Source organism: Cupriavidus sp. 01T418 (assembly GCF_056398885.1).
This window is the reverse complement of the sequence record NZ_JBFTQG010000008.1, coordinates 14,114-38,871: the sequence shown is the minus strand read 5'-3', so window position 1 is coordinate 38,871 and position 24,758 is coordinate 14,114. Positions and strand designations below refer to the sequence as shown.

Genomic DNA, 24,758 nt, shown 5'->3' with positions numbered 1-24,758 from the left:
CAGKAGACAACATGCCCTTCCACGCCAAACCCATCGCCCTCGCAGTAGCCGGCATCGCCGCCGCRCTGGCCCTCGCCGCCCCAAGCGCCCACGCCGCCGACACAACCTACCCCACCAGGACCATCACCATCGTCGTCCCCGCCTCCCCCGGCGGCGCCATCGACCTCGTGGCACGGCTGATCGGCCAGAAGATGACTGAGGCCTGGGGCCAGCCGGTGGTGGTGGACAACCGCACCGGCGCCACCGGCATCATCGGCACCGACCTGGTCGCCAAGAGCCCGCCGGATGGCTACACGCTGGCGCTGGTGGCCAGCAGCCACGCCATCAATCCCAGCATGGTGAAGAAGCTGCCCTTCGACACCATCAAGAGCTTCGAGCCCGTGGCCCTGACCCACGTGGTGCCGTTGATGCTGGTGGTATCCCCTTCCCTGCCCGTGAAATCGGTCAAGGAGCTGATCGCCTATGGCAAGGCCAATCCCGGCAAGCTGTCGTTCGCTTCCAGCGGCTCGGGCGGCGCGCCGCACTTCTCGGGCGAGCTGTTCAAGAGCATGGCCGGCGTCGACATGGTCCACATTCCCTACAAGGGCAGCACGCTGGCGCATCCGGACCTCACCAGCGGCCGCGTGTCGCTGATGTTCGACACCGTTGCCGCCATCGGACCGCAGGTCAAGGGCGGCAAGGTGCGCCCGCTGGCGGTGACCACCGCCAAGCGCTCGTCGACCGCGCCGCAAGTCCCCACCATGGCCGAAGCCGGCATGCCCGGCTACGAAACCAGCACCTGGGGCGGCGTGCTCGCGCCGGCCGGTACGCCCAGGGCGGTGGTGGACAAACTCAACGCGGAGATCAACAAGGCACTGGCCGCGCCCGATGTGCGCGAGCGCCTGCAGAACGCCGGCATCGAACCGGCGGGCGGCACCCCCGCGCAATTCGCCGGTTTCCTGCAGCTGGAGATGGGCAAATGGGCCAAGGTTGCCAAGGACGCCGGCATCCAGCCCGATTGAGCGGCACGCCGGCAACCGCTACCCCTCACATGCCGGCGCGCCATCGCGCCCGGCCATCAGGCAGTATTCCCGGAGACAAGACATGCGCTCGCTCATCCCCCTGCAACCGCGCCGCCGCGCGGCACTCATCGCCCTGGCCATCGGCGTCCTGGCACCCGCCGTACACGCCCAACCCGGCGTTGCGTGGCCGACCAGGCCCGTGACCATCATCCTGCCGTTCGCCCCTGGCGGCGGCACCGATGTGGGCACCCGCCTGGTAGCACTACGCTTATCGCAACTGTGGGGCCAGCCGGTGCTGGTGGACAACCGGCCCGGCGCGGCCGGCAACGTCGGGCTGGACATCGTCTCGCGCGCCAAGCCGGATGGCTACACGCTGGTGGCGGGCAATGTCGGCACGCAGTCCATCAATCCCACGCTCTACAAAAAGCTCAGCTATAACCCTGCCGCCTTCGTGCCGGTGAGCCTGATGGCAGAGCTGCCTTTCGCCCTGGTGGTCACGCCAACACTGCCGGCCAGGACGCCGAAGGAACTGGTGGCCCTGGCCAAGGCGCAACCGGGCAAGCTGACTTACGCCAGTTCCGGCAGCGGCGGCTCGCCGCATCTGTCTGCGGAGATCTTCAAGGTGGCCACCGGCACCGATCTCCTGCACGTGCCCTACAAGGGCGGCGGCGCCGCCATGACCGACCTGATGTCGGGCAATGTCGACATGCTGTTTGCCTCCATCCTGGAAACCGCCGGCCACGTGAAATCGGGCAAGCTGCGCGCCCTGGCCGTGACCAGCAAGGTCCGTTCGCCCGCGCTGCCGAACGTGCCGACGCTGGCGGAAGCCGGGATTGCCGGCGCCGAATCGGGATCGTGGGTCGGCCTGCTGGCGCCGGCGGGCACGCCCAGGGACATCGTCGACAAGATCGCCGCCGGTGTGAAAGAGGTGGTGGCCATGCCGGCGGTGCGCGAGCAACTGATTGCGCAGGGCGCCATTCCCGTCGGCAGCACGCCGGCGCAGTTCGCCGACCTGATCGCCACCGACCACAAACGCTACGCCAAGATCATCCTGGACAACAAGCTCAGCGCAGACTGACAGTGCCTGCCTGCTTGCCTGCCAGCTTGCCTCAAGCAACGACAACCCTCACCGCACGGATCTCTTTTCATGAAACAACGCCTGCTCCAGCACGGCCGCTTGCCGGCCGGCCTCGAAGCCAGCCTGGCCGAACACTATGACGTCCACCCCCTCTGGGCCGAGGCCGATCCGGCTGCCTTCCTCGCCAGCCAGGGCAGCGAGTTTGCCGCGCTGACCACGCGCGCCGCGATTGGCGTCGACGCGGCCATGATCGCGGCCATGCCGGCGCTGAAGGTCATCTCCAGCTTTGGCGTGGGGCTCGACAAGATCGACCTCGATGCCGCACGCGCGCGCGGCATCGCCGTTGGCTATACGCCCGACGTGCTCAACGATTGCGTGGCCGACACAGCCTTTGGCTTGCTGATGGACGTGGCGCGCGGCTTCAGCGCGGCCGATCGCTTCGTGCGGCGCGGCGAATGGCCAAAGGCGCAATTCCCCCTGAGCACGCGCGTCAGCGGCAAACGCCTGGGCATCATCGGCATGGGCCGTATCGGCCGCGTGATTGCCCGGCGCGCCGCGGGCTTCGACATGGAGGTGCGCTACCACAGCCGGCGCCCCGCGACAGATGCGCCCTACCGTCACGAGTCCTCCCTGATCGAGCTGGCCAGGTGGGCGGATTTCCTGGTTGTCGCCACCGCCGGCGGGCCTGAGACCCGGCAGCTGGTCTCCGCCGCCGTGCTCGAAGCGCTCGGGGCCCAAGGCTTCCTGATCAATATCGCCCGTGGCACCGTAGTCGATGAGGCCGCGCTGGTGGACGCGCTGGTGCATCGGCGCATTGCCGGCGCCGGGCTGGATGTGTTCGAGAACGAGCCGCAAGTCCCTGACGCGCTGTTCGCGCTGGACAACGTCGTGCTGCTGCCGCATATCGCCAGCGCCACGCACGAGACGCGCAATGCAATGGCGGACCTGGTCTTTGAAAACCTGCAGAGCTTCTTCGCCAGCGGCGCCGTGAAGGCAGCGGCTGCATAGCGCGGCCTCGATGGGAAGGCGACGGTCGCGGGTGAACGCTGCACTGCCCGCGACTGCCCCTCTTCCTCATGTCATGCTTCGCCGTCATCCCCCAATCGAGGCAAGTTTTCCCGCTATTTTTGCCTCACCCCCCTCCGCCGAGTGATAGCGGACCGGTCCTGCTTTTGCCCATACTGGCCCCATACCAGAAGAACATAACGCACGATCGACGAGGGGTCAGACATGGAAGCAGCACTTGCTTTCGGGGCGTATATCGTGGTCTTTATCGGGGCGCTGCTGCTCGGCGCAAGCAGCGTCAGCCGTCATCATCCGGCGCTGCGGCAGGACGCGCCCCAGGCCGTCGAGAGCCCGCAGCGATAAGCCAGTCAGGTCGCCGCGCCGATCGGGCTTTCATGGTTCAGCGATGGCCGGCGTGTCCTCCGTAGCGATCTGCGCCAGCGCCTTGAGCCGCGCCATGGAATTCCGGATATGCAGGCGGGCAAGATGCTCCGCCTGGTCGGCATCCCCGCCTTCGATGGCCAGCACGATCTGCTCGTGCTCCTCGATGGCGGCCAGCGCGCGATCCCGCGCAAACAGGATCCTGGGCGCGAACACCTGGGACGTCATATGCACGATGGGTACCTGCCGCGCCAGGTACTCGTTCGCTGCCAGGCCGATGATCGCCGTATGAAACTCGACATTGGCCGCCGTATACACCTCGGGCAGCCAGGGCTCGAGACTGCGCCGCTGCGTTTCGATGATGGCGCGCAAGGGCGCGCCGGCCAGCCCGCTGGCGCGCGACGCCGCCAGCCGCGCCGCCAGGCCATCGATGACCTCGCGCAGTTCGTAGGCATCCATCAACTGCCGGAAATCCGCGCTCACCACGGTGACGCCGCGCGCGGTCTCGGCGCTGACCAGTCCTTCCCGCTCGAGAATGCGCAGCGCCTCCCGCAACGGCGTGCGGCTGATCTTCAGGTCGTCGGAAATCTCGACCTGCCGCAGCGGCTTGCCCGGCGGATAGACGCCGCGGTAGATGCGCTGGCGCAGCACCTGGGCGACTTCCTCGACCAGCCGCACCCGGCCCTGCCATTCGAATGTCTCTGCCATTTGCCCCCTCTCAAGGCATCCAAGCGCGGCTCCCCGCCGGGTGATCACGATCCGGTTGGCGCAGTTTACAAGGGCTGCCCACGGGTCTACTATAGCCTCAAACACTGGATTCTGGATCCAAAAACCAAAGCCGTGCGTGGCGTGGCGTCCAGGACACCCCCGAGACCTTTCTGGAGACGCCCGCCGATGAGCGATGCGCTTTGCTTCCTGTCCGCCACCGAACTTCGCGGCCGCATCGCCCGCAAGGAAATCTCGCCGGTCGAACTCACGCAGGCCGTGCTCGGCCGCGCCGCCCGGCTGCAGCCCGAACTGAACTGCTTCATCACGCTGTGCGCCGATGACGCCATGGCCGCGGCCCGCGAAGCGGAACAGGCAGTCATGGCGGGCAAGCCGCTGGGGCTGCTGCACGGCATCCCGTTCACCGCCAAGGATCTCGTCAACACCAAGGGGGTGCGCACCACGTTTGGCGTGGCGCCGTATCGGGACAACGTGCCCGATCACGATGCGGTGGCCATCGCGCGCCTGCGCGAGCAAGGCGCCATCCTGATCGGCAAGACCACCACGCCCGAGTTCGGCTCCAAATGCCTGACCGATTCGCCCCTGTTCGGCCGCACGCGCAATGCATGGAGCCGCGAGCGCACCAGCGGCGGATCGAGCGGCGGCGCGGCGGTCGCCGTGGCCAGCGGCATCGCGCCGCTCGCGGTCGCCACCGACGGCGGCGGCTCCACGCGGATTCCGGCGGCATGCAACGGCGTGGTCGGCATCAAGCAGAGCAACGGCGTGATCCCGCACAGCCAGGCGCAAGACCTCTTCGGCAACCAGACCTATGTCACGCCCACCACGCGCACGGTTGCTGACACCGGGCTGATGATGCAGGTCATGGCCGGCGAGCATGCCTGCGATCCGTGGTCGATCGGCGTGCCGAAGCCCGACTATGTCGGCGCGGCCCTTGCGCAAGGCGATTTGCGCGGCCGCCGGATCCTTTACTGCCTGTCCCCGCCCGGGCGCCCGGTATCGGCCGAGGTTGCACGCGCGTTCGAGGCCAGCTTGTCGAAGCTGGCGGACCTTGGCGCGGAACTGGAGGCATTCTCCGGCGAAGGCTTCGACGTGGAGCCCATCTGGCGCGCCATCAACCATACGGTATGGCGCGCGCGCTTTGCCGCCATTGCGCAGGAGCACGGCGACCAGCTCAGCGCCACCTTCCTGAAGCAGGTGGCCTCCGCCGCGCAGGTCAGCGGCGTGGAGTACCAGCAGGCGATGTTCGATCGCTCGAAGCTATTCCAGCGCGTGCAGGCACTATTGCAACACGGCGATCTTCTCGCCATGCCCACGCTGACGCGCACGGCGCTGCCGGTCGAACAGGATCTGTTCGGCACCATCGACATCGACGGCCACGCCTTCGAAAACGTGCGCGCGCACTGGTTCCCATGGACGATGCCGTTCAACATGACCGGCCATCCCGCCATCAGCCTGCCTTGCGGCTTCGGCAGCGACGGCCTGCCGATCGGCTTCCAGCTGGTGGGACAGTTCCGCGGCGATGCCGAGTTGCTGCGCGTGTCGGCGCTGTTCGAAGCCGCGCACGGGTTGCTTGCCCGGTGGCCGCAGCCGTGACACCCCGCCCCTTCCTTTTTATCGTTTGATAACTGCCTCCGACATGACCCACGCTTTCCGCGGCAAACTTGTGATCAACACGCTGGCGCTGTCGGCAGCCGTCCTCGCCCTGCCCCGCCCGGCATCCGCCGCGCAAGGCGCGGATGTGCCGATGCATATCATCGTCGGCTACGCGCCCGGTGGCGCGGCGGACAGCCTCGCCCGGATCTATGCCGAGCAACTGCGCCAGGATGGACATGGCACCGTCATCGTCGAGAACAAGCCCGGCGCCTCGGCGCGCCTGGCGCTCGACTACGTCAAGCGCGCGAAGCCGGATGGCAAGACCATCTTCATCGGGCCTTCGCCGCTGTTCACCATCTTCCCGCTGACCTACAGGAAACCGGGCTACGACGCCGACAAGGACCTGGTGCCGGCCGCCGTGCTGACCGACGTGCCCACGGTGATCGCCGCCGGTGTCCAGCAGCCGTACCGGAACATGAAGGAATACGTCGAGTGGGCCAGGCGCAATCCAGGCGGCGCCAGCCTGGGGCTGGCGACCATCGGCAGCGCCGGCCACCTCGGCACGGTGGCGTTGGGCAAATCGCTTGGCATCAACATCACGCCCGCCGCCTACCGTGGCGCGTCCCCGATGCTGGTGGACGTGATCAGCGGCACGGTGTCGATCGGCTGGGATGCCGTCGCCAGCATGATGCCGCTGTACAAGGGCGGCAAGCTGCAGTTCCTGGGCGTCAGCGGCACGCGGCGCGCCAAGGCCCTGCCGGACGTCCCGACGCTGAAGGAACAGGGCTTCAACCAGTTCGAATACGCGACCAGCTGGTACGGCGCCTTCCTGCCCGCCGGCACGCAAGCGGATGTGGTCGCCAAGGTCGAGAAGATGTTTATCACCGCATCGGGCAACGCTGCGACCGCCGGCAAGCTCGAAGCCCTCGGCCTGGAGGTGGCTGCCGGGCCGGGCCAGGAGGCACGGCACCGCATCCAGCTGGAGCGCGCCGCGTGGAAACCGATCGTGGAGGCTACCGGCTTCGTCGCCGAGGACTGAGCGCGGCTCGATCGCCGTTCAGCGCAAGGTTGTGGTACCATCTGCGCCGTCTTAGGGGAGTAGCTAGCCTCCAGTCCCCCTGGAGGAGCCGACGTCAACATACTTGGTACAAAAAACCATGGCGCCGGCAGCCTGATTGGCTCAGCGAGACCTTTGACTTTTCTGTCCACCAGCTGGGGCTGGCACTGGGCAGCGGAGTCATTGGTTCGTGTGTTGCCGGCCCCTTTGGATATCTCATGGAAGCACTCGTTGCTTCATTCGGCATGGTCGCCCTGGCAGAAATGGGCGACAAGACCCAGCTCCTGTCCTTTCTCCTGGCCTCCCGGTTTCCCGGCAAGCAGTGGAGCATCATTGCGGGCATTTTCATTGCCACCATCTTCAACCACCTCTTTGCCGCCGCCTTGGGCGACTGGGCCGCGTCGCACGTCAGCCCGGATGTGACGCGCTGGGTGCTGGGCATCGCCTTCCTGGGATTCGCCGCCTGGGCCCTGATCCCCGACAAGCTCGACGATGATGGGAAGAACGGCAAGCGGGCGGGCGCCTTCGCCACCACCGTGGTGGCCTTCTTCCTTGCCGAGATGGGCGACAAGACCCAGTTCGCCACCATCGCGCTGGGCGCGCAGTACGCCAACCTGAGCATGGTCGTGGTCGGTACCACGCTCGGCATGATGGCGGCCAATGTGCCGGCGGTCCTGCTGGGCGAACGCCTGACCCGCATGATTCCGCTGAGCAAGATGCGCTTCGTCGCTGCCGCGCTGTTCGCGGTGTTCGGCATCCTGATCCTGTTCAAGGTGAATTTCGGCTTGAATCTTGGCACCTGAGCGTCAGGGCCGCCGCCGGCATCAAGCCTTGCGATATCGGGCAATGCCGTCCGCGCCCACTTCCATCACGGCCTCCCCCCGATGCACGAGGTAGTTCAGGTGGGCAATGCTTTCGCCCGTCGCCATGCCCAGCAGTCCGGGCTCGCCGTCGATGGGGCGCGAGAATAGCTGGGCGAAGACATCCACCGCCCGCCTTGGCTCGGACAACGCCTGCCGCAGCCGGTCGAGCGCCTGGTGCTGGCTGCGTTCCAGGTAATCGATGCGCGCATGCAGGCCGCGGAAGGGCTCGTTATGGGCCGGCAGCACCAGCACATCGTCCGGGACTTCCTTGCGCAGCTTGGCGAGCGAGGCCAGCCAGTCGCCCATCGGATCCGCGTCTGGCTCGGTGGGAAAAACCGACACATTGGACGAGATGCGCGGCAGGATCTGGTCGCCGCTGATCAGGATCTTCAACGCCTCGCTATAGAGGCAGGCATGTTCGGGCGAATGCCCGTTGCCGACGACGACCTGCCATTGGTGATCGCCAATCGTCAGGTTCTCGCCGTCGCGCACGCGCCGGTAGCTGTCGGGCAAGGCATGGACGTATTTACCGAAGCCGCCAAAACGCGCGCGGTAGGACTCGATGGCATTGTCGTCCCAGCCCGCGCGGCGATAGAAGCGCACGCCGTCCTCCGGCGCCTCGCGCCCTGTGTCCGCGGCGAGCACGCGGCAGTTCAGGTATTCCAGCCGGGTCATCCACAGGCGGCAGCCGAACTTGCGGGTCAGCCAGCCGGCCATGCCGATATGGTCGGGATGCATGTGCGTGACGAACAGCCGGGTCAGGCCGCCCTCCAGCGCCCCGCCCCGTGCAAAAAGATCGCGCCAGGCGGCGGCAGTCTCGCTGGTCTGCAACCCGGCGTCGACCCCCGCCCACCCGTCGCCGTCGCGCACCGCCCACAGGTTGATGTGGCTGAGCGCAAAAGGCATCGGCATCCGTATCCACAGCAAGCCCGGTACGATTTCCCGCACGCTGCCCGGTGCCGGTGCGTCTCCGCATGGATATTCGAGAACAGGTCTGCTCTCGGCGGAGGGGGTCAAACTCGCGTCGCTCATTTCGTCTTATCCTTTGGTTCCGTGCGGGATTCTACCGAGGTCCGGGCATTCGCACAGCAGTGCCGACCGCGCAGCGCGAATGCCCGTTCATGCCACGTGCCGCGGCGTGTTGTTCGCGTGCGAGGGGCTGACCGCTAGCACCGGGCTGCCGCTGCTATGCCGGTCCCGAGCGCTCGGATGCGGGTGCGATCGCCGCGCCCTTTCCACGGCACCTTCGCCAGCCAGCCGGCGGCAAGCCGAATTCGCGCTTGAATGCCCGGTTGAATGCGGCTTCCGACTCATAGCCGACGTGTTCCGCCACCGAGGCAACCGATTTTCCGTCGGCCAGGAGTTCCTGCGCCGCAATCCGCAGGCGCCAGTGCGCCAGGTATTGCATCGGCGGTTGGCCAAGCAGGTCGGTAAAGCGTTGCGCCAGCGCCGAGCGCGACAGCCCGGCAGCGCGCGCGAGTTCGTCAACGGTCCAGTCACGGGCGGGTTGCGCGTGGAGCATCGATAACGCCCGCCCCACGAACCGGTCGCGCACGCCGGCAAGCCATCCCTTCTTGTCCGCCGGCAACCCATCGATACAGCGGCGCACTGCCTCGACAAAGAGCAGTTCGGACAACCTGGCAAGGACGACCTCGCTGCCGGCCCGCAAGTCGGCGGCCTCGGCCGTCGCGAACTGGAGCGACGCATCCAGCCAGGCGGAGCGCGGATCGTTGCGCATATCGACCTTGAAGATACGCGGCAGCGCGGATAGCAAGGGGTTGCCCAGGATATCGTCGCAGGCCAGGAATCCGCACACGAGACGCGTGCCGGTTCCCCCGCCGCCGTATGACAACCTCATCACCTGGCGCGGCGCCGTCTCCAGTTGGGTGGCGAGCAACGGCCCCACCTGCACCGGGGATAGATCGAGGACGCTGGCCATGATGTGCGACTCGCCTTGCGGCACCACCAGCAGTTCGCCGGCAGTGAGATGAATGGCCGACATGGGATCGTCCGCAAGCCGTGCCCAGCAACTCCCCTCGGTAACCAGGTGGAATGACACGATGCGCTGGGTGCGCGGCAGGAACGCTTCGCAAAGCGCGGCATCCGCTTCGCCAAGCACGCACCACGGCGCGGTGAATTCTCCGTCGAGATAGACCGCGCCGCTCAGGCGTACCACGCGAAGGACATCGGAAACGGCATCCATGAACAGCGTCCGTCAATTTCCGGCGTCCCGCGCAAGAACGCTGGACGCCCGAGCATTCATCGGGGCAGGCAACGTCAAGATACTACACCCAGGCCCATCCGCGACAACACCCGATCTGGAGGGCTTTCGCATGGATACCGCCGGACAATCCCGCACCGGCAGGACGAGTGCAATCCACTATAAGGAGTACTGCCATGTCCGCTGTCCTTTCCAATCCCGCCCCCGTCATCGATCTCGCCGCGGTCAAGACCCGCCAGCAAGCCGCCTGGTCGACGGGCAACTACGCTGTCGTGGGCACCACGCTGCAGATCGTCGGCGAGAACCTGTGCGAGGCGCTCGACCTGCGCTCCGGCGCCCAGGTGCTCGACGTCGCCGCCGGCAACGGCAATGCCACGCTGGCGGCCGCGCGCCGTTGGTGCGAAGTCACTTCCACCGACTATGTGCCCGCGCTGCTCGAGGCCGGTCGGGTGCGCGCGCAGGCCGAAGGCCATTTGATCAGGTTCCAGGAAGCGGATGCCGAGGACTTGCCGTTTCCCGACGCGTCGTTCGACGTGGTGATGTCCACCTTTGGCGTGATGTTCACCCCCAGCCAGGAGCAGGCAGCGAACGAACTCGCGCGCGTCTGCAAACCCCGCGGCAGGATCGGACTGGCAAACTGGACACCCGAGAGTTTTATCGGGCAGGTGTTCAAGACGATCGGCAAGTACATTCCGCCCGCGCCGGGCGTCAAGTCGCCGGCATTGTGGGGCACCAAGGCCGCACTCGATACCTTGTTCGGCGACACCGCGCGGGCAATCCACACGGCCACGCGTGAATTCACCTTCCGCTACTACTCGCCGCTGCACTTTCTCGACATCTTCCGCACGTACTACGGGCCAATGAACAAGGCGTTCGCTGCGCTCGACGCCGACAAGCAGGCTGCCTTTGGACAGGACCTGCTGGCGTTGATGGGGAGCAGGAACCGGTCGGGCGATGGGACGCTGGTGTTGCCCAGCGAGTATCTCGAGGTGGTGATTGAGCGCAAGTGAGGGCACGAAAGGCGCGCGATGGTGGCGTGAACCGCGCCGGGCAGGCGAACGGATAGGCGGACGCAGCCTAGAACTCGTCCTCTGCAAGCCCGTATGTTTGCCTGCCCCCATCGCGGACTTTGTAGAGCGTCAACGTCGTCTCGCTGAACTGCGTGCCGTTGTAGACCTGCCTTTCCTCCAGGTTGAACAGCTCGGTGCGCGCCAGCCCCCCGGTGCGCAGGTCCCGGTAGCGCAGGTCATAGTTGCCTGCCGCGATGTTCTCGACCGTGAACCGGCCATGGGCCGGAATGTAGAAGGTCCGCGCGGGGTAGGCGTTGGCGCCATCGACCGAGACCAGCTTGGCGAAGACGTCCGAGTCGTTCCGGCTGTTGTCCACCGTGACCTTGGATAGCCCGTTTGCGTTGGCGCGAGGGTAGCCGCTCACATAGGCCGCGGTAGCCGGCCAGGGGACTCCGTTGGGCGCCGCCGCGGGCCGGGTGTATGCCGGACCGGCAGGCGCGGGGGCCGCCGACGGTAGCGCGCCGGTCGACGGCACCGCAAAATCGGGCTTCGACCACTGAGGCAGCGCGCTCATCAGCGCGTCAGGTGGGCGGCGCCACGTTGAACCGGACGACGTATTCCCGATCGCATACCAGAGACCACCGGCGACGGCGGCCGCCACGATGCCTTGCACGTAGAACGGCCTGCGCATCAGGCGCCACGCATCCTTGAGCCGGGCCCCGCCGGCGCCGCCCAGCGTGCCCAGCAGCTTCTCGATCTGGGCTCGCAGCGCGGCGCCCTCATCGTCGATTTCGTCGCCCCTCGCCTTCCTGGCCGGCTGCGGCTGCGATTTGACGCCGATCTGTTTCGCCAGGCCCAGGGCGTCCATGGCGATTGCACGCGCCATCTCTGTCTTGCCCGTGGCGGCGAAGAACCGCGCCTGGTGGGCTGCGAGCCGGGCGTTCGCACTGGCCTGCCGCTTGCCGCCGACCATGTTGGTGGCAAGGGCCTGGACGGAGTAGATCGGCCCCCAGGGAAAGCCCCACCAGCCGAGCAGCCAGGTGACCGCCGATGCCTTGAGGGCCTTCTTCTCGGCGCAGGCGCTGCAGAAGATGCCCTGGATCGCCGCGCGCTTCGTCAATAGCAGGAAGCTCTTGACTTCGAGGAAGACCGCGTATCGCGGCTGTGCGGTGACCTTGCCGCAGCAGGAGCAGACGACGGGATCGGGCACCTTGCGACTTTTGGCCGCGGGCTCCCCGACCGGATCGGCCGGCGCCGTGTCGTATCGGGCCCGGGAAACAGGATTGCCGAGGATCGCGTAGGCCTCGTTAAGCAGCTGGAACTGCCTTGTGGCATCTGCCGAACCATTGCGGTCCGGGTGAAGCTCCATCGCCTTGCGGCGATAGGCGGCCTTGACCTCGGCCGTGTCCGCATTGACGCGTACCCCCAGTATTGCGTAATACCCTTTTGGATCGCGGCTTCCCATCTCAATTGGCAGAACTTGTGGTCGGGAAATACTACCGTATGGCCACCAGGAATCGCTTGCGCCGCATGATCGCATGGCGCGTGAATGCAACACGGCTCGCCACACAGGACGCAACACACGGCGCCGGATTGCGGCGGATCGAGCGCTGCCGGCCTTCCCCCTCGAACGTAGGGCTAAAGTCCCGCCGCTTCCTGCCGTTATCTATCGTCTCACAGGGAAGCGTCCGGGTGCTTCGGCCGGGCTGTTCGCATAACTGACCAATACCGTCGCTGGAATCGAGACGCCGCCCTCGTCGATTCCGATTTTGTCGAAGGATTCCGTGAGCCTCAACCCCTCCAATGCCAGGCGCCAGGGCGAAGGCACGCAAGCGCCGGACGGCTTCCCATCCGATGCCCGCCATCGGCTGACCCTTCCCATGCAGATCAGTGCCGTGCTGCTCGACCTGGCCTGGCTGAAGTGCGTCGTCAGGCTACGCACGCGCGACGGCTACAGGATTGCCACCACATTGCTGAAGGTTGACCCTGCAGGCCGTACCTTCATCTTCGACGGATGCCGCACGGTGGCCGAGCGGGATTTGCTGCTGACATCGGACGAGATCGCTGTCTCCGCGGTGCTGCGCGATGTCAAGATCCAGTTTGTCATCGGAAAACCCTACCCGATCCAGTATCAGGGCGGCATGGCCTGCGCCGCAGCCTTCCCGACCCAGCTCTATCATTTCGAACGCCGTCGCCATCCCCGTGCGCGCCCGCACGCCGCCATGGGCTATCGCTGCGAGGTACGCACGCCCGATGACCAGCTTCTGAAGCTGGATATCGCCGACCTCTCGCTGTCCGGCGTTGGCCTTCGCACCAAGCTTGCGAGCACGGACCCGTTGCCGGCGGGCACGATCCTGCAGAAGTGCAGGCTCGACTTTCGCAGCCAGGGCGAACTGGAGTTCGACCTGCAGGTGGTCGGGCACGGCCTGGTATGGAGCGACCAGCGTGCCATGCACCATATTGGCTGTACCTATGTCTCCCTGGCACCCGCCCAGCAGACCTTCCTCCAGCGCCTGGTCTATCACATCGAGCTGGCGGGACGTGAGTGACCTGGGTCAGTCCGTGACCGCGAGCTCGTAACGGGAATACCGGAGCCGATGGATCTGGTCGTCGGGTCGCCTTATCCGACCGGACCGGTCACTCTGATACTACCTACCCGCAAATCACACCGGCACATCGCGCATCGGATCCGGCTTGCGGTTATCGAACCACCGGTAGAGCGTAGGCACCATCACCAGCGTCAGCAAGGTCGAGGTGATCAGCCCGCCGATCACTACCACCGCCAGCGGGCGCTGCACTTCGGAGCCCGGTCCGGTGGAGAACAGGAAGGGCACCAGCCCCAGCATGGCGATGGTGGCCGTCATCATCACCGGGCGGAAACGCTGGGTCGCGCCCTGGATCACCGCCTGGTCCAGCGACAAGCCCGAGTCGCGCAGCGTACGGATATACGACACCAGCACCACCCCGTTGAGCACCGCCATGCCCCACAGCGCGATAAAGCCCACCGAAGCCGGCACCGACAGATACTCGCCGGTAATGAACAGGCCGATGATGCCGCCAATCGATGCGAACGGCAGCACCGTGATGATCAGCGTGGCAAAGCGCGCCGAGTTGAACAGCAGGAACAGCAGGAAGAAGATCGCGGCGATGGTCACCGGCACGATGATCTTCAGGTGGGCCATGGCGCGTTCCATGTTCTGGAACTGGCCGCCCCACTCCAGGTAATAGCCTTCCGGCAGCTTGACCTTGCTGTGCGCGGCCTGCTGCAGCTCGGCGACGAAGCCGCCAAGGTCGCGGTCCTTGACGTTGATCATCACCACCACGCGGCGCTTGGCCATTTCGCGGCTGATCTGCGCGGGGCCGTCGGTCACCTCGATCTTCGCCACGCTTTGCAGCGGCACCTGGGCGCCGTTGGGCGCGGCCACCAGCAACTGGCGGATGGCTTGCACGTTGTCGCGGAACGCCTCGGGCAGGCGCACCGCCGCGGCAAAGCGGCGCTCGCCTTCGAAGATGTCCGTGGCGCGCTTGCCGCCGATGGCGATCTCGATGATGTCGTGGATGTCCGAAGCATTGAGCCCGTAGCGCGCAATAGCCTGCCGGTCGATCTCGATCGACAGGTACTGCTGCCCGGAGATCCGCTCGATGCGGATATCCTGCGCGCCCTGGATGCCGCCGGCCACGCGTGCGATCTCGCCCGCCAGCTCGCGCAACTTGTCGAGGTCGTCACCGAACACTTTCACCGCCACGTCCGAACGCACGCCGCTGACCATCTCGTCGACGCGGTCGGAAATCGGTTGCGCCATCACGATCTGCACGCCGGGGAGGGCCTTGAGCTTCTCCCGGATGGCGTTGGCGATATCGTCCTGCGTCCAGCCGACGGGCCACTCGTCGCGGTCCTTCAGGCTGGCGATCGGGGTCGATTCGTTCTGCCCCTGCGGGTCGGCCGGGCTCTCGCCGCGGCCCACGCCGGACACCACCGACTTCACGCCCGGCACCGACAGCACCAGCTTGTTGGCCTCCATCTCCAGCTTGACCGATTCCTCCAGCGAGATATTCGGCACGCGGTCCAGCGCCGGCACGATGGAGCCCTCCTTCATCTCGGGGATGAACGACGTGCCCAGCAGCGGCACGATGGCGATGGTGGCCATGAACGCCGCCACTGCGCCAATGACAGTCTTCCGGCTATTGTTCAGCGCCCAGTGCAGCATGCGCAAGTAGTGGCGCTTCATGAAGGCGATCAGCCAGGTATCGTGCTCCGCCCCGCCCTTGAGCAGGTAGGAAGACAACACCGGCGACAGCGTCAGCGACAGGAACAGCGAGATCGCCAGCGCGATCGAGATGGTGAACGCCAGCGGCGCGAACATCTTGCCTTCCATGCCGGTCAGCGTCATCAGCGGCAGAAACACCAGGATGATGATGCCCACGCCGACGATCACCGGCGTGGCCACTTCCTGCACGGCCCTGACCAGGATCTCGGTCCTGGTCAGGCCGCTCCTGGCCTGATGCCCAAGCCGCTCGAACGCGTTCTCCACCACCACCACCGAACCATCGACCATCAAGCCGATGGCGATGGCAAGCCCCCCCAGCGACATCAGGTTGGCCGACAGGCCCACCTGGTTCATCACCATGAAGGTCATCAATGGCGTGAGCACCAGCGTGGCCAGCACGATGACGGACGAGCGCACATCCCCCAGGAACAGGAACAGCACGATCACCACCAGCACCACGCCTTCGAGCAGCACCTTGGTGACGGTCCACAGCGCGGAGTCCACCAGCTCGCTGCGGTCGTAGTACGGCACGATCTGCAGCTTGCCCGGCAGCATGCCGCGCTCGTTGATCTCGGCCACGCGGGCCTTGACGCGGCTCACCACTTCCTTGGCATTGCCGCCGCGCATCATCATCACGATGCCGCCGACCGACTCGGTCTCGCCGTTCTTGACCAGCGCGCCCTGCCGTACCTCGTGGCCGATGGTCACGTTGGCCACGTCGCGCACATAGACCGGCGTGCCCGAGACCTCCTTGAGCACGATGCTGCCGAGATCGTCCACGCCACGGGCCAGGCCCACGCCGCGGATCAGGTATTGCTCGGCATAGTGCGGCAGCACGCCGCCGCCGGAGTTGGCGTTATTGCGCGCGAGCGACTGGTAGACCTGCTGCAGCGTGACCTCGTAATGGCGCATGCGGTCCGGATTGACCAGCACCTGGTACTGCCTGACGAAGCCCCCCTGCGAGTTGATTTCCGCCACGCCGGGGATCGAGCGCAGCAGCGGGCGCACCACCCAGTCCTGCGCGACACGCCGTTCGGTGAGCGCTTCGGTCGTCAGCGCACGGTTGCCATCGTCGGCGCGGTCCAGCGTGTACTGGTAGATCTCGCCCAGGCCGGTGGAGACCGGGCCGAGCACCGGCGTCACGCCTTCAGGCATGCGGCCGGCCACCTCGATCAGGCGCTCCATCACCAGCTGGCGGGCGAAGTAGACGTCCGTCGCATCGGTGAACACCAGCGTGATCAGCGACAGGCCCGCCTTGTTGAGCGAGCGCATCTCCTCCAGGCCGGGCAGCCCGGTCATTGCCATTTCCACCGGCACGGTGACAAAGCGCTCGACCTCCTCCGGCGAACGGCCGGTGGCTTCGGTGGCGATCTGCACCTGCACATTGGTGACGTCGGGGAAGGCATCCACCGACAGTCTGGTCGCCGCGCGCAGGCCGAAGAAGAACAGCACCACGGCCAGCACGCAAACCACCAGCCGCTGCTTGATAGCGGCTTCCACAAGGGCTTTCATCATGATCGATTACCCCTGTTCCAGGCGCTTGCGCTCATTGTCGAGATGGAAGGCGCCGTCCACCACGATGCGGTCGCCCTGCTTCACGCCGCTCTGCACCACGCGCATGCCGTCGCTCTCGGCGCCCAGCTTGACCTTGGCCAGGCGGTACAGGCCGCCGGCCTGCGCGATATACACCAGATCGTCATTGCCGTCGCGCACGATGGCCGACTCCGGGATCACCAGTTGCTCGGACGGCGCGCTGGCAATCAGCATGCTGGCCAGCATGGCTGGCTTCAGGCGCCCTTCGCTGTTCTCCACCTCGGTGCGGACCAGCACGGTGCGCGTTTGCGGATTCACGGTACGGCCCACGTAGATCAGCTTGCCGGTGATCTGCTTCTGGCCCGCGCCGTTGCCCAGCGACGGCACCTCGATGTCCACGCTCTGGCCTTCGGCCACCAGCGCGGCCTGTTGCTCGGGGACTTCCGCCACCACCCACACGCGCGACAGGTCGGCCACGGTATAGAGCGCGTCGGCAGGCTGCACCACCTGCCCTTGGGCCACGTTGCGCTCCACCACGGTGCCGCTGATGCTGGAAAACACCGGCGAGTAGGAATCGATACTGCCGCTGCTGGCGAGTTGCGCCACGGCGGCCGGCGACATGCCGAGCACGCGAAGCTGGTCGCGATAGGCGCGCATCTCAGCCGACGAGATCGCCAGCTCGCTCTCGCGCCGCTGCAGCTCGCCACGGCCGATCACGTCGGCGGCGAACAACTGGCGCGCGCGTTCGGCGTTGCGCACCTGCAGTTCGGTCTGGGCCTCGGCCTTCAGGAAGGCCATCTGGGCCGCGCCCAGCTCACTGCTATGCAGGCGTGCGAGGACCTGGCCAGCCTTGACCTCCTGGCCCAGGATGCCGTAGAGATCCGTCACGCGGCCCGTCACGCTGGCGCCGATGCGCGCCACGCGCTGCTCGTCGAAATCGATGCGGCCGGAGACCCGCAGCACTTCGCTGAAGGGACTGGTGGCGACCGATGCCACCTTGAGCGATGCCTGCAGGGTGCTCTCGGGCTTGACCACGCCCGGCGGCTGCCTGGGCGCCTCGGTGGCGGGCGCGGGCTCGTCGGTGCAGCCGGCCAGGGAAAACAGCAGGACGGCGGTTGCCGTCAGGGAAAGAAGGAAATGGGGATGCATGCTTAATGGGTTTCCGTAGGTGCCGAGGGAGCGGATGGAGCCGCAGGTGCCGCGGATTGCCCCGGTACGCTCGACAGCAGCTTCTCGATCTGGATGGTGGACGCCTGCAATTCGTATTGCGCGGCGATCAGGTCGCTGCGCGCGCCGCGCAGCACGCGCTGTGCATCCAGGTAATCCAGGATGCCGCGCTCGCCGAAGCGATAGGCCGACTCGGCCACCGCCAGCGCGGACTCGGCCTGGCGCACGATGCCGCCTTCCAGCGCGCTCACCTGCGCTTGCGTGATCTCATACTGCCGGTAAGCCGACTCCAGCTCCTGCGTGAGCTCGAACTCGCGCGCTTCCAGCGCGGTGCGGGCCTGGATCGCCTGCGCGGTCGCCTCGCCCACCGGGCCGCTGCGGCGGTCCCACAGCGGGATGGTGAGGACCAGGCCGACCTGCGAGACCGTGTTGTCGGGCTGGCGCTCGGCGCTGGCGCGCACCGCCAGCTCAGGCAGGCGCAGCGAGCGCTGGTAATCCACGCCCAGGCTGGCCCGGTCGGCTTCCAGGCGGCGCTGGATCAGTTCGGCATTGGTGCCGGTCAGCGTGTCGCGCAGCACAGGCAGGGCCGGCAGCGCCAGCGGCTGGTTCAGGCTGCCCGCGAGCGAATAGGCCGCCGGCAAGGCGCCGCCCACTTGCTGGCGCAACGCCGCCTTGGCCTGGTTGACGCGCAACTGGGCACTCTGCAGCGTCTTCTGCGCGCTGAGCAGTTCGGTTTCGGCTTTGATCAGCTCATAGCGCGGCGCTTCGCCAACCTCCACCCGCAGGCGGGCGCGGTCCTGGATCTGCCGCATCATGGCCAGGTCCTCCTTCGCCGCGGCCAGCTCCATCTCGCGGCGCAGCACGTCGAAATAAGATGTCTTGACGCGTGCGGCCAGGTCCGCCCGGAATGCCTGGCGGCCGGCTTCGGTCGCTTCCAGGCTGCGCCCGGCGATCTCCGCGCGCAGCTTGCGCTGCTGCGGATAGTCCAGCTTCTGGGTAATGGCCATGGTCGGCGCCGCGCCGCCGGTTACGCCGGAGGTGCGCGGCGACAGGCGGCCGACCATCACCTCCACCTGTGGATTGGGATAGGCACGCGCGCTGGTCACGGCGGCGCTGGCGGCATCGACGCCGGCTTGCGCCGCTTCGACGCCCTTGTTGGTGGACTGCGAGAGCGACAGCAGTTGCGGCAAGGTGAACGTTTCCGCCGCGAGAGCCGGCAAGGCTCCGAGCGACAGCAACGCCACCACGGAAAACATAGTGATCTGTTTGATCTGCATGACAAGAGGGGGCAGGCGAAACGGTTGCGCGCCCGCCGCCGGCACGCGCAGACAGCGCGCGCCAACGGTCAGCCAGCGATCGCGGACGCGATCGGGCCCAGGCGCCCAGGCAATGGGAACGCAGCCCGGGCACGCCGATGGCGCGCCGGGGTTGCCAGGGCTGTCAGATCAGGGAGATGGGAGGCTTGAAGAACGCCGCGGGCAAAGGACCCGGGCATGCAGGCAGCTGCTGCGCGATCTCGTTGGGAGGCAAGGAAACGCGCACGGCAGGCAGCGCGAAGAGCGCGCTGGATTCTTCGATCTCGTCGAGCATGTCGAGCGGGTCGAGCAAGTCGGCGGACCAGATCTCGCAGTAGCCGGGAGGATCGTCGTCCTGCGCCAGCAACTCAGCGGCCGGTTCACCCGCCAGGCCATCGTCGCCCGGCGCTACGATGCGATCCAGGCCGGCGCTGCCGTCCGGTTCGTCGAGGGTGCGGGTGAACGTGGATTCCAGGATCACGCGGTCGAACCGGTCGGACCGATCGGTCAGGCCAGGCTCGAATGCCGTCCCCGCGACACCGGCGTGCGCGCTCGCCGCTGCCCCGAGGGACAGCAAAGACAAGCACAGAACGGTCAGCAGCAACAGCAGGGATCGCATGAAACGGGGGCAATACGAAAGGGGCACAGGCCACGCCGTGGCGGGAAGCAGCCTGCCTTGCGACGAGGGTGCATTGTAACGCGAATGCAAATCATAGACAGGCTGGCACCTCGTGCGTTCCCGGGGGAACCAAACATCATGCTACTCGAGCACGAAACTCCGCTCCCGCACCGCCTCGGAATCGAGTCCGATCTGAACATTGACGTCGCCTGGCTCGACGACATACTCGAGTCTGGCGTTAAAGAATTTCAGTTTCTCTTCATCGATGGTGAAWTGCACCACGCGCTCCTCACCCGCCCTGAGCATGAGCTTGCGGAAGTCCTTCAACTCCTTCACCGGCCGCACAACGGAGGCGGCGACATCCTGGAGATAAAGCTGGACAACCGTTTCCCCGTCGCGCTGCCCGGTGTTCTTCACGGTCACGCTGGACTCGATCGTTCCATGGCGCGGCATGGTGCGGCTGGACAGCCTGATGTCCGATACGCTGAATTCCGTATAGCTCAGGCCGTAGCCGAACGGGTAGAGCGGGCCGGACGGCTCCTCGAAGTATTGTGAAGTGTAGTTCGGTGCCTTGCCTGGTACGAATGGGCGCCCGATGCGTGGATGGTTGTAATAGGTCGGGACCTGCCCGATCGAACGCGGAAAGGAAATGGGCAGCTTGCCCGACGGGTTGTAATCGCCGAACAGCACGTCGGCGATAGCATGGCCGCCCTCGGTGCCGGCGTACCACGTCTCGAGCAGGGCATCGGCATTCTCCTTCACCCAGTTGAGCGTGAGGGGGCGGCCGTTCATCAGTACCACCACCAGCGGCTTGCCGGTCGTCCTGAGCGCCTTGAGCAGGGTCTCCTGGCTTCCCGGCAGCAACAGGCTCGTGCGGGTCGACGCCTCGTGCGACATGCCGCGCGACTCGCCCACGGCCACCACGATCACATCGGCACTTCGCGCTGCGGCCACGGCCTCGGCGATCATGTCGCCCGGAGAACGCTTGTCCTGCACGATCTCGGGCTTGTCCAGATTCATGAAGTTCAGATATCCGACCACGCCGGCATCGTCGGTCACGTTCGCGCCGCGGGCATAGATCACGCGGCCCTGGCCGGCGACTGCGTCGCGCATGCCTTGCAGCAGCGTGACCGATTGCCGGGATTTGCCGGCCGCCGACCAGCTCCCCATGATGTCGATGGGGGCATCGGCCAACGGCCCGATGACCGCCACCGTGCCGGTCTTCCTCAGGGGCAGCGTCCGGCCGCGGTTCTCGAGCAGGACCAGCGACTTGCGCGCGGCGGCCAGTGCCGCCGCCCGGTGCAGGCGGCTCTCCGCGTCGACGTCGGCCGGGTCCTGCCCGGCGACGCCGATGCGCCGGTAGGGGTCCTGGAACAATCCCAGATCGTACTTGACACCCAGCACCTCACGCACCGCGTCGTCGACGTCGCGCACGGACACTTCGCCCGATTTCACAAGCCCGGCCAGGTAGGCCAGGTAAGCCGAGTCGTGCATGCTCATATCGACGCCGGCCTGGATGGCGAGCCTGGCGGCCTCGCGCCGGTCCTTTGCCACGCCATGCAGCGTCAGCTCGTCGATGGCCCCGTGATCGCTCACCGTGATGCCCTTGAATCCCCAGGTCTTGCGCAGCAGATCCCTCAGCAGCCACTTGTTCGACGTGGCCGGCACCCCGTTGATCGAATTCAGCGCGATCATGACCCCGCCGGCGCCGGCATCGACGGCGGCCCGGTACGGCGGCAGATAATCCTGGAACATGCGGATCGGGCTCATGTCGACCGCGTTGTAGTCGCGCCCGCCTTCCACGGCGCCGTATAGCGCGAAATGCTTGATGACGGCCATCACGCTGTCGGCATTGGCCGGCGATGTTCCCTGCAGCCCCCTGACGCTGGCCTGGGCGCACAGCGAGACGAGATAGGGATCCTCGCCAAACCCTTCGGACGTGCGCCCCCAGCGCGGATCGCGCGAGATGTCGAGCATCGGCGCGAAGCTCATGTCAAGGCCGTCCGCGCTTGCCTCGATGGCAGAGACACGTGCACTCTGCGCCACGGTCTCCATGTCCCAGCTCGATGCGAGGCCCAGGCTGATCGGGAATATGGTGCGGTGCCCGTGCACCACGTCGTAGGCGAAGAAGATGGGGATCTTCAGGCGGCTGTCCTTTACTGCCGCGTCCTGCATCGGCCGGTTGTCCTTGCGCGTCACCGAATTGAACGTGCCGCCCACCCGGCCCGCCGCAATCTCCTTGAGCAGCTGGGGCTGCGGCATGTCCTCGCCGATGCTGATGAGGCGCAACTGGCCGATCTTCTCGTCGAGCGTCATCCGTCCCATGAGATCGGCGATCAACGCGTTCTTGTTGTCGAGGGAAACCGACGCGGGACCGGCAAGAACCGGCGAACAGACCAGACTGGCCGACAGGGCCAGCGACGCGAGCATTCTCATCTGATGGTATCCAAGTGTCCAGGCGATGCGCACCTCCTGTTTTACAGGCATGCGAAGCCAAATACGTTATCTTTCTGCACTGCGCCCCAGTTTACCGCCACCACGCCGGCGGCTTTTCCCGCACGTGCCGCGGCAGCATTTCCCGGCGTGCATTATCTGGAGAGACTCATGGTTCTTGCCGCCTTCGCCGCGTCGCTGCGTACCAGGACGCAGACCGCCTTGCCAGCTCTCATGGCTTTGGCGCTGCTGTGCGGCAACCAGGCTTGCGCGTTCTCCCTGGACGACGTGACAACCCGTGCCAAGGCACTGGCGGACATGGCGTATGCCGCACCGGCCAGCAACCTGCCACCGGCATTCAGCCAGATGCAGTTTGGCGACTACATCAAGATCCAGCCCCGCAGCGACATGATGGAGTGGAAAGACCAGGCTACGCCGTTCCGCCTGGGCTTCTACCACCAAGGCATGCAGTTCGGCAGCCCGGTTCGCATCAACGAGATCGTCCGCAACGACGTCCATGAGATCAGATACGACCCGGCGCGGTTTGACTTCGGCGACCTGAAGTTCGGCAAGTCCGCGACCGGCAGGCTTGGCTATGCCGGCTTTCGGGTGCTCTACCCGATCAACCGCGCCGACAAGCTCGACGAGATCATGAGCGTGCTGGGCGCCAGCTATTTCCGGGTCATCGGCAAGAACCAGGTGTATGGCCTGTCCAGCCGCGGCCTGGCCATCAATACCGGGCTGCCCGCAGCCGAGGAATTTCCGGCCTTCCGCGAGTTCTGGATTGCGCGGCCCGAACCGCAGGACAAGCATCTCGTGTTCTACGCCCTGCTTGACTCGCCGAGCGCCACCGGCGCTTACCGCTTCGATCTCTACCCCGGCGAGGACTCGATCCTCAAGGTACAGGCACGCATCTTTCTGCGTGGGCCCGTGACCAAACTCGGCGTGGCGCCGCTGACCAGCATGTTCCTGTTCGGGCCGAACCAGCAACGCGATCCGCACAACTTCCGGCCATCCCTGCATGACTCCAACGGACTCTCCATCCACACCGGAAATGGCGAATGGCTGTGGCGGCCGCTGAACAACCCGCGCAACCTCGGCATCAGCACCTTCCAGGTCACGAACCCGAGGGGCTTCGGGCTGCTCCAGCGCGGGCGCGACTTCTCCGCCTATGAAGACCTGAAGGACCGCTATGACCTGCGCCCGAGCGCCTGGATCGAACCGCAGGGCGACTGGGGCAAGGGCAAGGTCGAACTCGTGGAAATCCCCACGCCGGACGAGACCAATGACAACATCGTCGCCTTCTGGACGCCGGACCGGTTGCCGCCCACGGGCCAGCCGCTGCAGGCCGACTACACGATGCACTGGACCATCAACGAGCGCGCCCTGATCGACAAGAATCTGGCCTGGGTCAAGCAAACGCTGCGCTCGGCGGGAGAAATCACGCAGGCCAACCTGATCCGCCGCCTGGATGGCAGCACCGGCCTTGCAGTCGATTTCGAAGGCCCCGTTCTTGCGAATCTTCCCGCCGGCGCGCAGGTCGGCGCGCAGGTCAGCGTGAGCGACAACGCCGAGCTCCTCGCCAACGTGCTGGAGCCCAACCCTGTCACCAAAGGCTGGCGGCTGAATCTGCGGATCAAGGTCAAGGATCCGCGCAAGGTAGTGGAAATGCGCGCTGCACTGGTGTCCGGCGACAAGACGCTAAGCGAGACGTGGAGCTACCAGCTGCCGCCATATTCGGTCGGGGGACAATAAGCGAGCGGCATCGCCGCGGCGTAGGGGGCATCCGCGATATTTGGACAGGATCGGATCGGCAAGGACCACGTACCTTGAATAGGACACCGTTGCGCTCTAAGTTTGAGACACCCGCCCCAGCGATGGCAGGGCGGAGCGTACAACCGGAGACAATGATGACCACCCCGATTTCTGTCGTGAAATCAGCCTATGAGGCGTATGGCCGCGGCGACGTCAATGCCATCCTCGATCTTGTGGCGGACAGGGTCGACTGGAAGATGGTAGGGCCGCCCCAGATTCCCTATACCGGGCAGCGCAACAACAAAGCCGAAGTCGCCAGCTTCTTCGCACAGCTCGCGCAGGCGGATGACACGCAACTTTTCGAGCCGCGCGAGTTTATCGAGTCAGGCGAGCATGTGGTCGTACTCGGCTACTTGCGGGGGACCACGCGTCCCGAAGGCAAGCTGGTTGAAACCGAATGGGCACACATCTTCACGGTCCTCGACGGCAAGATTCGTCGCTGGAGGGGCTTTGCCGATACGTCCCTGCGCTTTCTATGAAGCGGCTTCCGATATGGACGCTACTTCCCCCTCCTCAAGAAACGCCAGCAGCACCTGCACCCGTGCCGCAACGCCCCCGCCGCGTCCGCACCAGCAGCGTCACCGGCGCGCTGTCGCACTCCCAATCGGCAAGCACGCGGACTAGCGAGCCACGTGCCACCGCCTCCCCCCGCAGGTCTTCGACCTGGATCATTAAACTCTGCTTAACGATTGA

The 24,758-nt window shown here is 66.1% G+C and carries 20 protein-coding genes, 1 pseudogene and 1 riboswitch; of the genes and pseudogenes, 11 read left to right on the top strand and 10 right to left on the bottom strand.

Translation table 11 applies throughout. The features are described 5' to 3' along the window. The first annotated feature begins 11 nt into the window (after window positions 1-11). From AC1DQ3_RS11440 to AC1DQ3_RS11425, 4 genes are all read left to right on the top strand, one after another. Window positions 12-1,001, top strand: a complete 990-nt coding sequence (locus AC1DQ3_RS11440) for a tripartite tricarboxylate transporter substrate binding protein (RefSeq protein ID WP_477120308.1) — start codon at window positions 12-14, stop codon at window positions 999-1,001. Between the two features lie 82 nt (window positions 1,002-1,083). Continuing rightward, window positions 1,084-2,079: a Bug family tripartite tricarboxylate transporter substrate binding protein gene (locus AC1DQ3_RS11435; protein WP_477120307.1), complete on the top strand. Its 996-nt coding sequence runs from the start codon at window positions 1,084-1,086 to the stop codon at window positions 2,077-2,079. 69 nt (window positions 2,080-2,148) lie between these two features. Then, window positions 2,149-3,087 (top strand): 2-hydroxyacid dehydrogenase, encoded by a 939-nt coding sequence (locus AC1DQ3_RS11430; RefSeq protein ID WP_477120306.1) that lies wholly within the window; start codon window positions 2,149-2,151, stop codon window positions 3,085-3,087. Window positions 3,088-3,309: 222 nt separating this feature from the next. Further along, window positions 3,310-3,447 carry a hypothetical protein gene (locus tag AC1DQ3_RS11425; protein WP_477120305.1) on the top strand — a complete coding sequence of 46 codons (138 nt, stop codon included), beginning with the start codon at window positions 3,310-3,312 and terminating at the stop codon, window positions 3,445-3,447. Window positions 3,448-3,477: 30 nt separating this feature from the next. Here AC1DQ3_RS11425 and AC1DQ3_RS11420 read toward each other — a convergent pair whose 3' ends face one another. Further along, window positions 3,478-4,173 carry a GntR family transcriptional regulator gene (locus AC1DQ3_RS11420; protein WP_477120304.1) on the bottom strand — a complete coding sequence of 232 codons (696 nt, stop codon included), beginning with the start codon at window positions 4,171-4,173 and terminating at the stop codon, window positions 3,478-3,480. Between the two features lie 186 nt (window positions 4,174-4,359). On the opposite strand from AC1DQ3_RS11420, the gene AC1DQ3_RS11415 reads away from it, so the two are divergent. The 3 genes from AC1DQ3_RS11415 (at window position 4,360) to AC1DQ3_RS11405 (ending at window position 7,644) form a co-directional block, all read left to right on the top strand. After that, on the top strand, window positions 4,360-5,784 hold the full coding sequence (locus AC1DQ3_RS11415; RefSeq protein ID WP_477120303.1) for an amidase: 1,425 nt from the start codon (window positions 4,360-4,362) through the stop codon (window positions 5,782-5,784). Between the two features lie 43 nt (window positions 5,785-5,827). After that, on the top strand, window positions 5,828-6,823 hold the full coding sequence (locus AC1DQ3_RS11410) for a tripartite tricarboxylate transporter substrate-binding protein (RefSeq protein WP_477120302.1): 996 nt from the start codon (window positions 5,828-5,830) through the stop codon (window positions 6,821-6,823). Between the two features lie 37 nt (window positions 6,824-6,860). Next, window positions 6,861-7,054, top strand: a riboswitch (yybP-ykoY riboswitch). Window positions 7,055-7,059: 5 nt separating this feature from the next. Then, window positions 7,060-7,644, top strand: coding sequence for a TMEM165/GDT1 family protein (locus AC1DQ3_RS11405; RefSeq protein WP_477120301.1), 585 nt, complete (start codon window positions 7,060-7,062; stop codon window positions 7,642-7,644). 21 nt (window positions 7,645-7,665) lie between these two features. On the opposite strand, the gene AC1DQ3_RS11400 is transcribed toward AC1DQ3_RS11405, so the two are convergent. Beyond that, complete coding sequence (locus AC1DQ3_RS11400; protein WP_477120300.1) at window positions 7,666-8,736, bottom strand: MBL fold metallo-hydrolase; 1,071 nt, start codon at window positions 8,734-8,736, stop codon at window positions 7,666-7,668. Window positions 8,737-8,890: 154 nt separating this feature from the next. Then, entirely contained in the window at window positions 8,891-9,907 is a 1,017-nt protein-coding gene (locus AC1DQ3_RS11395) for an AraC family transcriptional regulator (protein WP_477120299.1), read from the bottom strand. Window positions 9,908-10,101: 194 nt separating this feature from the next. Here AC1DQ3_RS11395 and AC1DQ3_RS11390 point away from each other — a divergent pair, with 194 nt between their 5' ends. Beyond that, the gene (locus AC1DQ3_RS11390; RefSeq protein WP_477120298.1) at window positions 10,102-10,935 is read left to right on the top strand and encodes a class I SAM-dependent methyltransferase; all 834 of its coding nucleotides are present in this window, start codon (window positions 10,102-10,104) and stop codon (window positions 10,933-10,935) included. 67 nt (window positions 10,936-11,002) lie between these two features. Here the strand turns inward: AC1DQ3_RS11390 and AC1DQ3_RS11385 are convergent, their stop codons facing one another. Beyond that, a complete protein-coding gene (locus AC1DQ3_RS11385; protein ID WP_477120297.1) occupies window positions 11,003-12,400 on the bottom strand; it encodes a J domain-containing protein in 1,398 nt (465 codons plus the stop codon). A 319-nt stretch (window positions 12,401-12,719) separates the two neighbouring features. On the opposite strand from AC1DQ3_RS11385, the gene AC1DQ3_RS11380 reads away from it, so the two are divergent. Next, window positions 12,720-13,484 carry a flagellar brake protein gene (locus AC1DQ3_RS11380; RefSeq protein ID WP_477120296.1) on the top strand — a complete coding sequence of 255 codons (765 nt, stop codon included), beginning with the start codon at window positions 12,720-12,722 and terminating at the stop codon, window positions 13,482-13,484. 114 nt (window positions 13,485-13,598) lie between these two features. Here the strand turns inward: AC1DQ3_RS11380 and AC1DQ3_RS11375 are convergent, their stop codons facing one another. The 5 genes from AC1DQ3_RS11375 to bglX all read right to left on the bottom strand — a co-directional run bounded on the left by AC1DQ3_RS11375 (window position 13,599) and on the right by bglX (window position 22,247). Beyond that, window positions 13,599-16,718: an efflux RND transporter permease subunit gene (locus tag AC1DQ3_RS11375; RefSeq protein WP_477120295.1), complete on the bottom strand. Its 3,120-nt coding sequence runs from the start codon at window positions 16,716-16,718 to the stop codon at window positions 13,599-13,601. A gap of 6 nt (window positions 16,719-16,724) precedes the next feature. Then, window positions 16,725-17,885, bottom strand: coding sequence for an efflux RND transporter periplasmic adaptor subunit (locus AC1DQ3_RS11370; RefSeq protein ID WP_477120294.1), 1,161 nt, complete (start codon window positions 17,883-17,885; stop codon window positions 16,725-16,727). 2 nt (window positions 17,886-17,887) lie between these two features. Further along, a complete protein-coding gene (locus AC1DQ3_RS11365) occupies window positions 17,888-19,180 on the bottom strand; it encodes a TolC family protein (protein WP_477120293.1) in 1,293 nt (430 codons plus the stop codon). 163 nt (window positions 19,181-19,343) lie between these two features. Continuing rightward, window positions 19,344-19,817 (bottom strand): cobalt-zinc-cadmium resistance protein, encoded by a 474-nt coding sequence (locus tag AC1DQ3_RS11360; protein ID WP_477120292.1) that lies wholly within the window; start codon window positions 19,815-19,817, stop codon window positions 19,344-19,346. A 141-nt stretch (window positions 19,818-19,958) separates the two neighbouring features. Continuing rightward, a complete protein-coding gene (bglX, locus tag AC1DQ3_RS11355; protein WP_477120468.1) occupies window positions 19,959-22,247 on the bottom strand; it encodes a beta-glucosidase BglX in 2,289 nt (762 codons plus the stop codon). 174 nt (window positions 22,248-22,421) lie between these two features. Between bglX and AC1DQ3_RS11350 the strand changes: the two genes are divergently transcribed. Together AC1DQ3_RS11350 and AC1DQ3_RS11345 are read left to right on the top strand one after the other, a co-directional pair. Beyond that, window positions 22,422-24,005 carry a glucan biosynthesis protein G gene (locus tag AC1DQ3_RS11350; RefSeq protein ID WP_477120291.1) on the top strand — a complete coding sequence of 528 codons (1,584 nt, stop codon included), beginning with the start codon at window positions 22,422-22,424 and terminating at the stop codon, window positions 24,003-24,005. A 152-nt stretch (window positions 24,006-24,157) separates the two neighbouring features. Next, a complete protein-coding gene (locus AC1DQ3_RS11345) occupies window positions 24,158-24,544 on the top strand; it encodes a nuclear transport factor 2 family protein (RefSeq protein ID WP_477120290.1) in 387 nt (128 codons plus the stop codon). Here AC1DQ3_RS11345 and AC1DQ3_RS11340 read toward each other — a convergent pair. Next, window positions 24,539-24,710, bottom strand: a pseudogene (locus tag AC1DQ3_RS11340) (LysR family transcriptional regulator); the annotation flags it as partial. The gene AC1DQ3_RS11345 and the pseudogene AC1DQ3_RS11340 sit on opposite strands and share 6 nt — an antisense overlap. Between the last annotated feature and the right edge of the window lie 48 nt (window positions 24,711-24,758).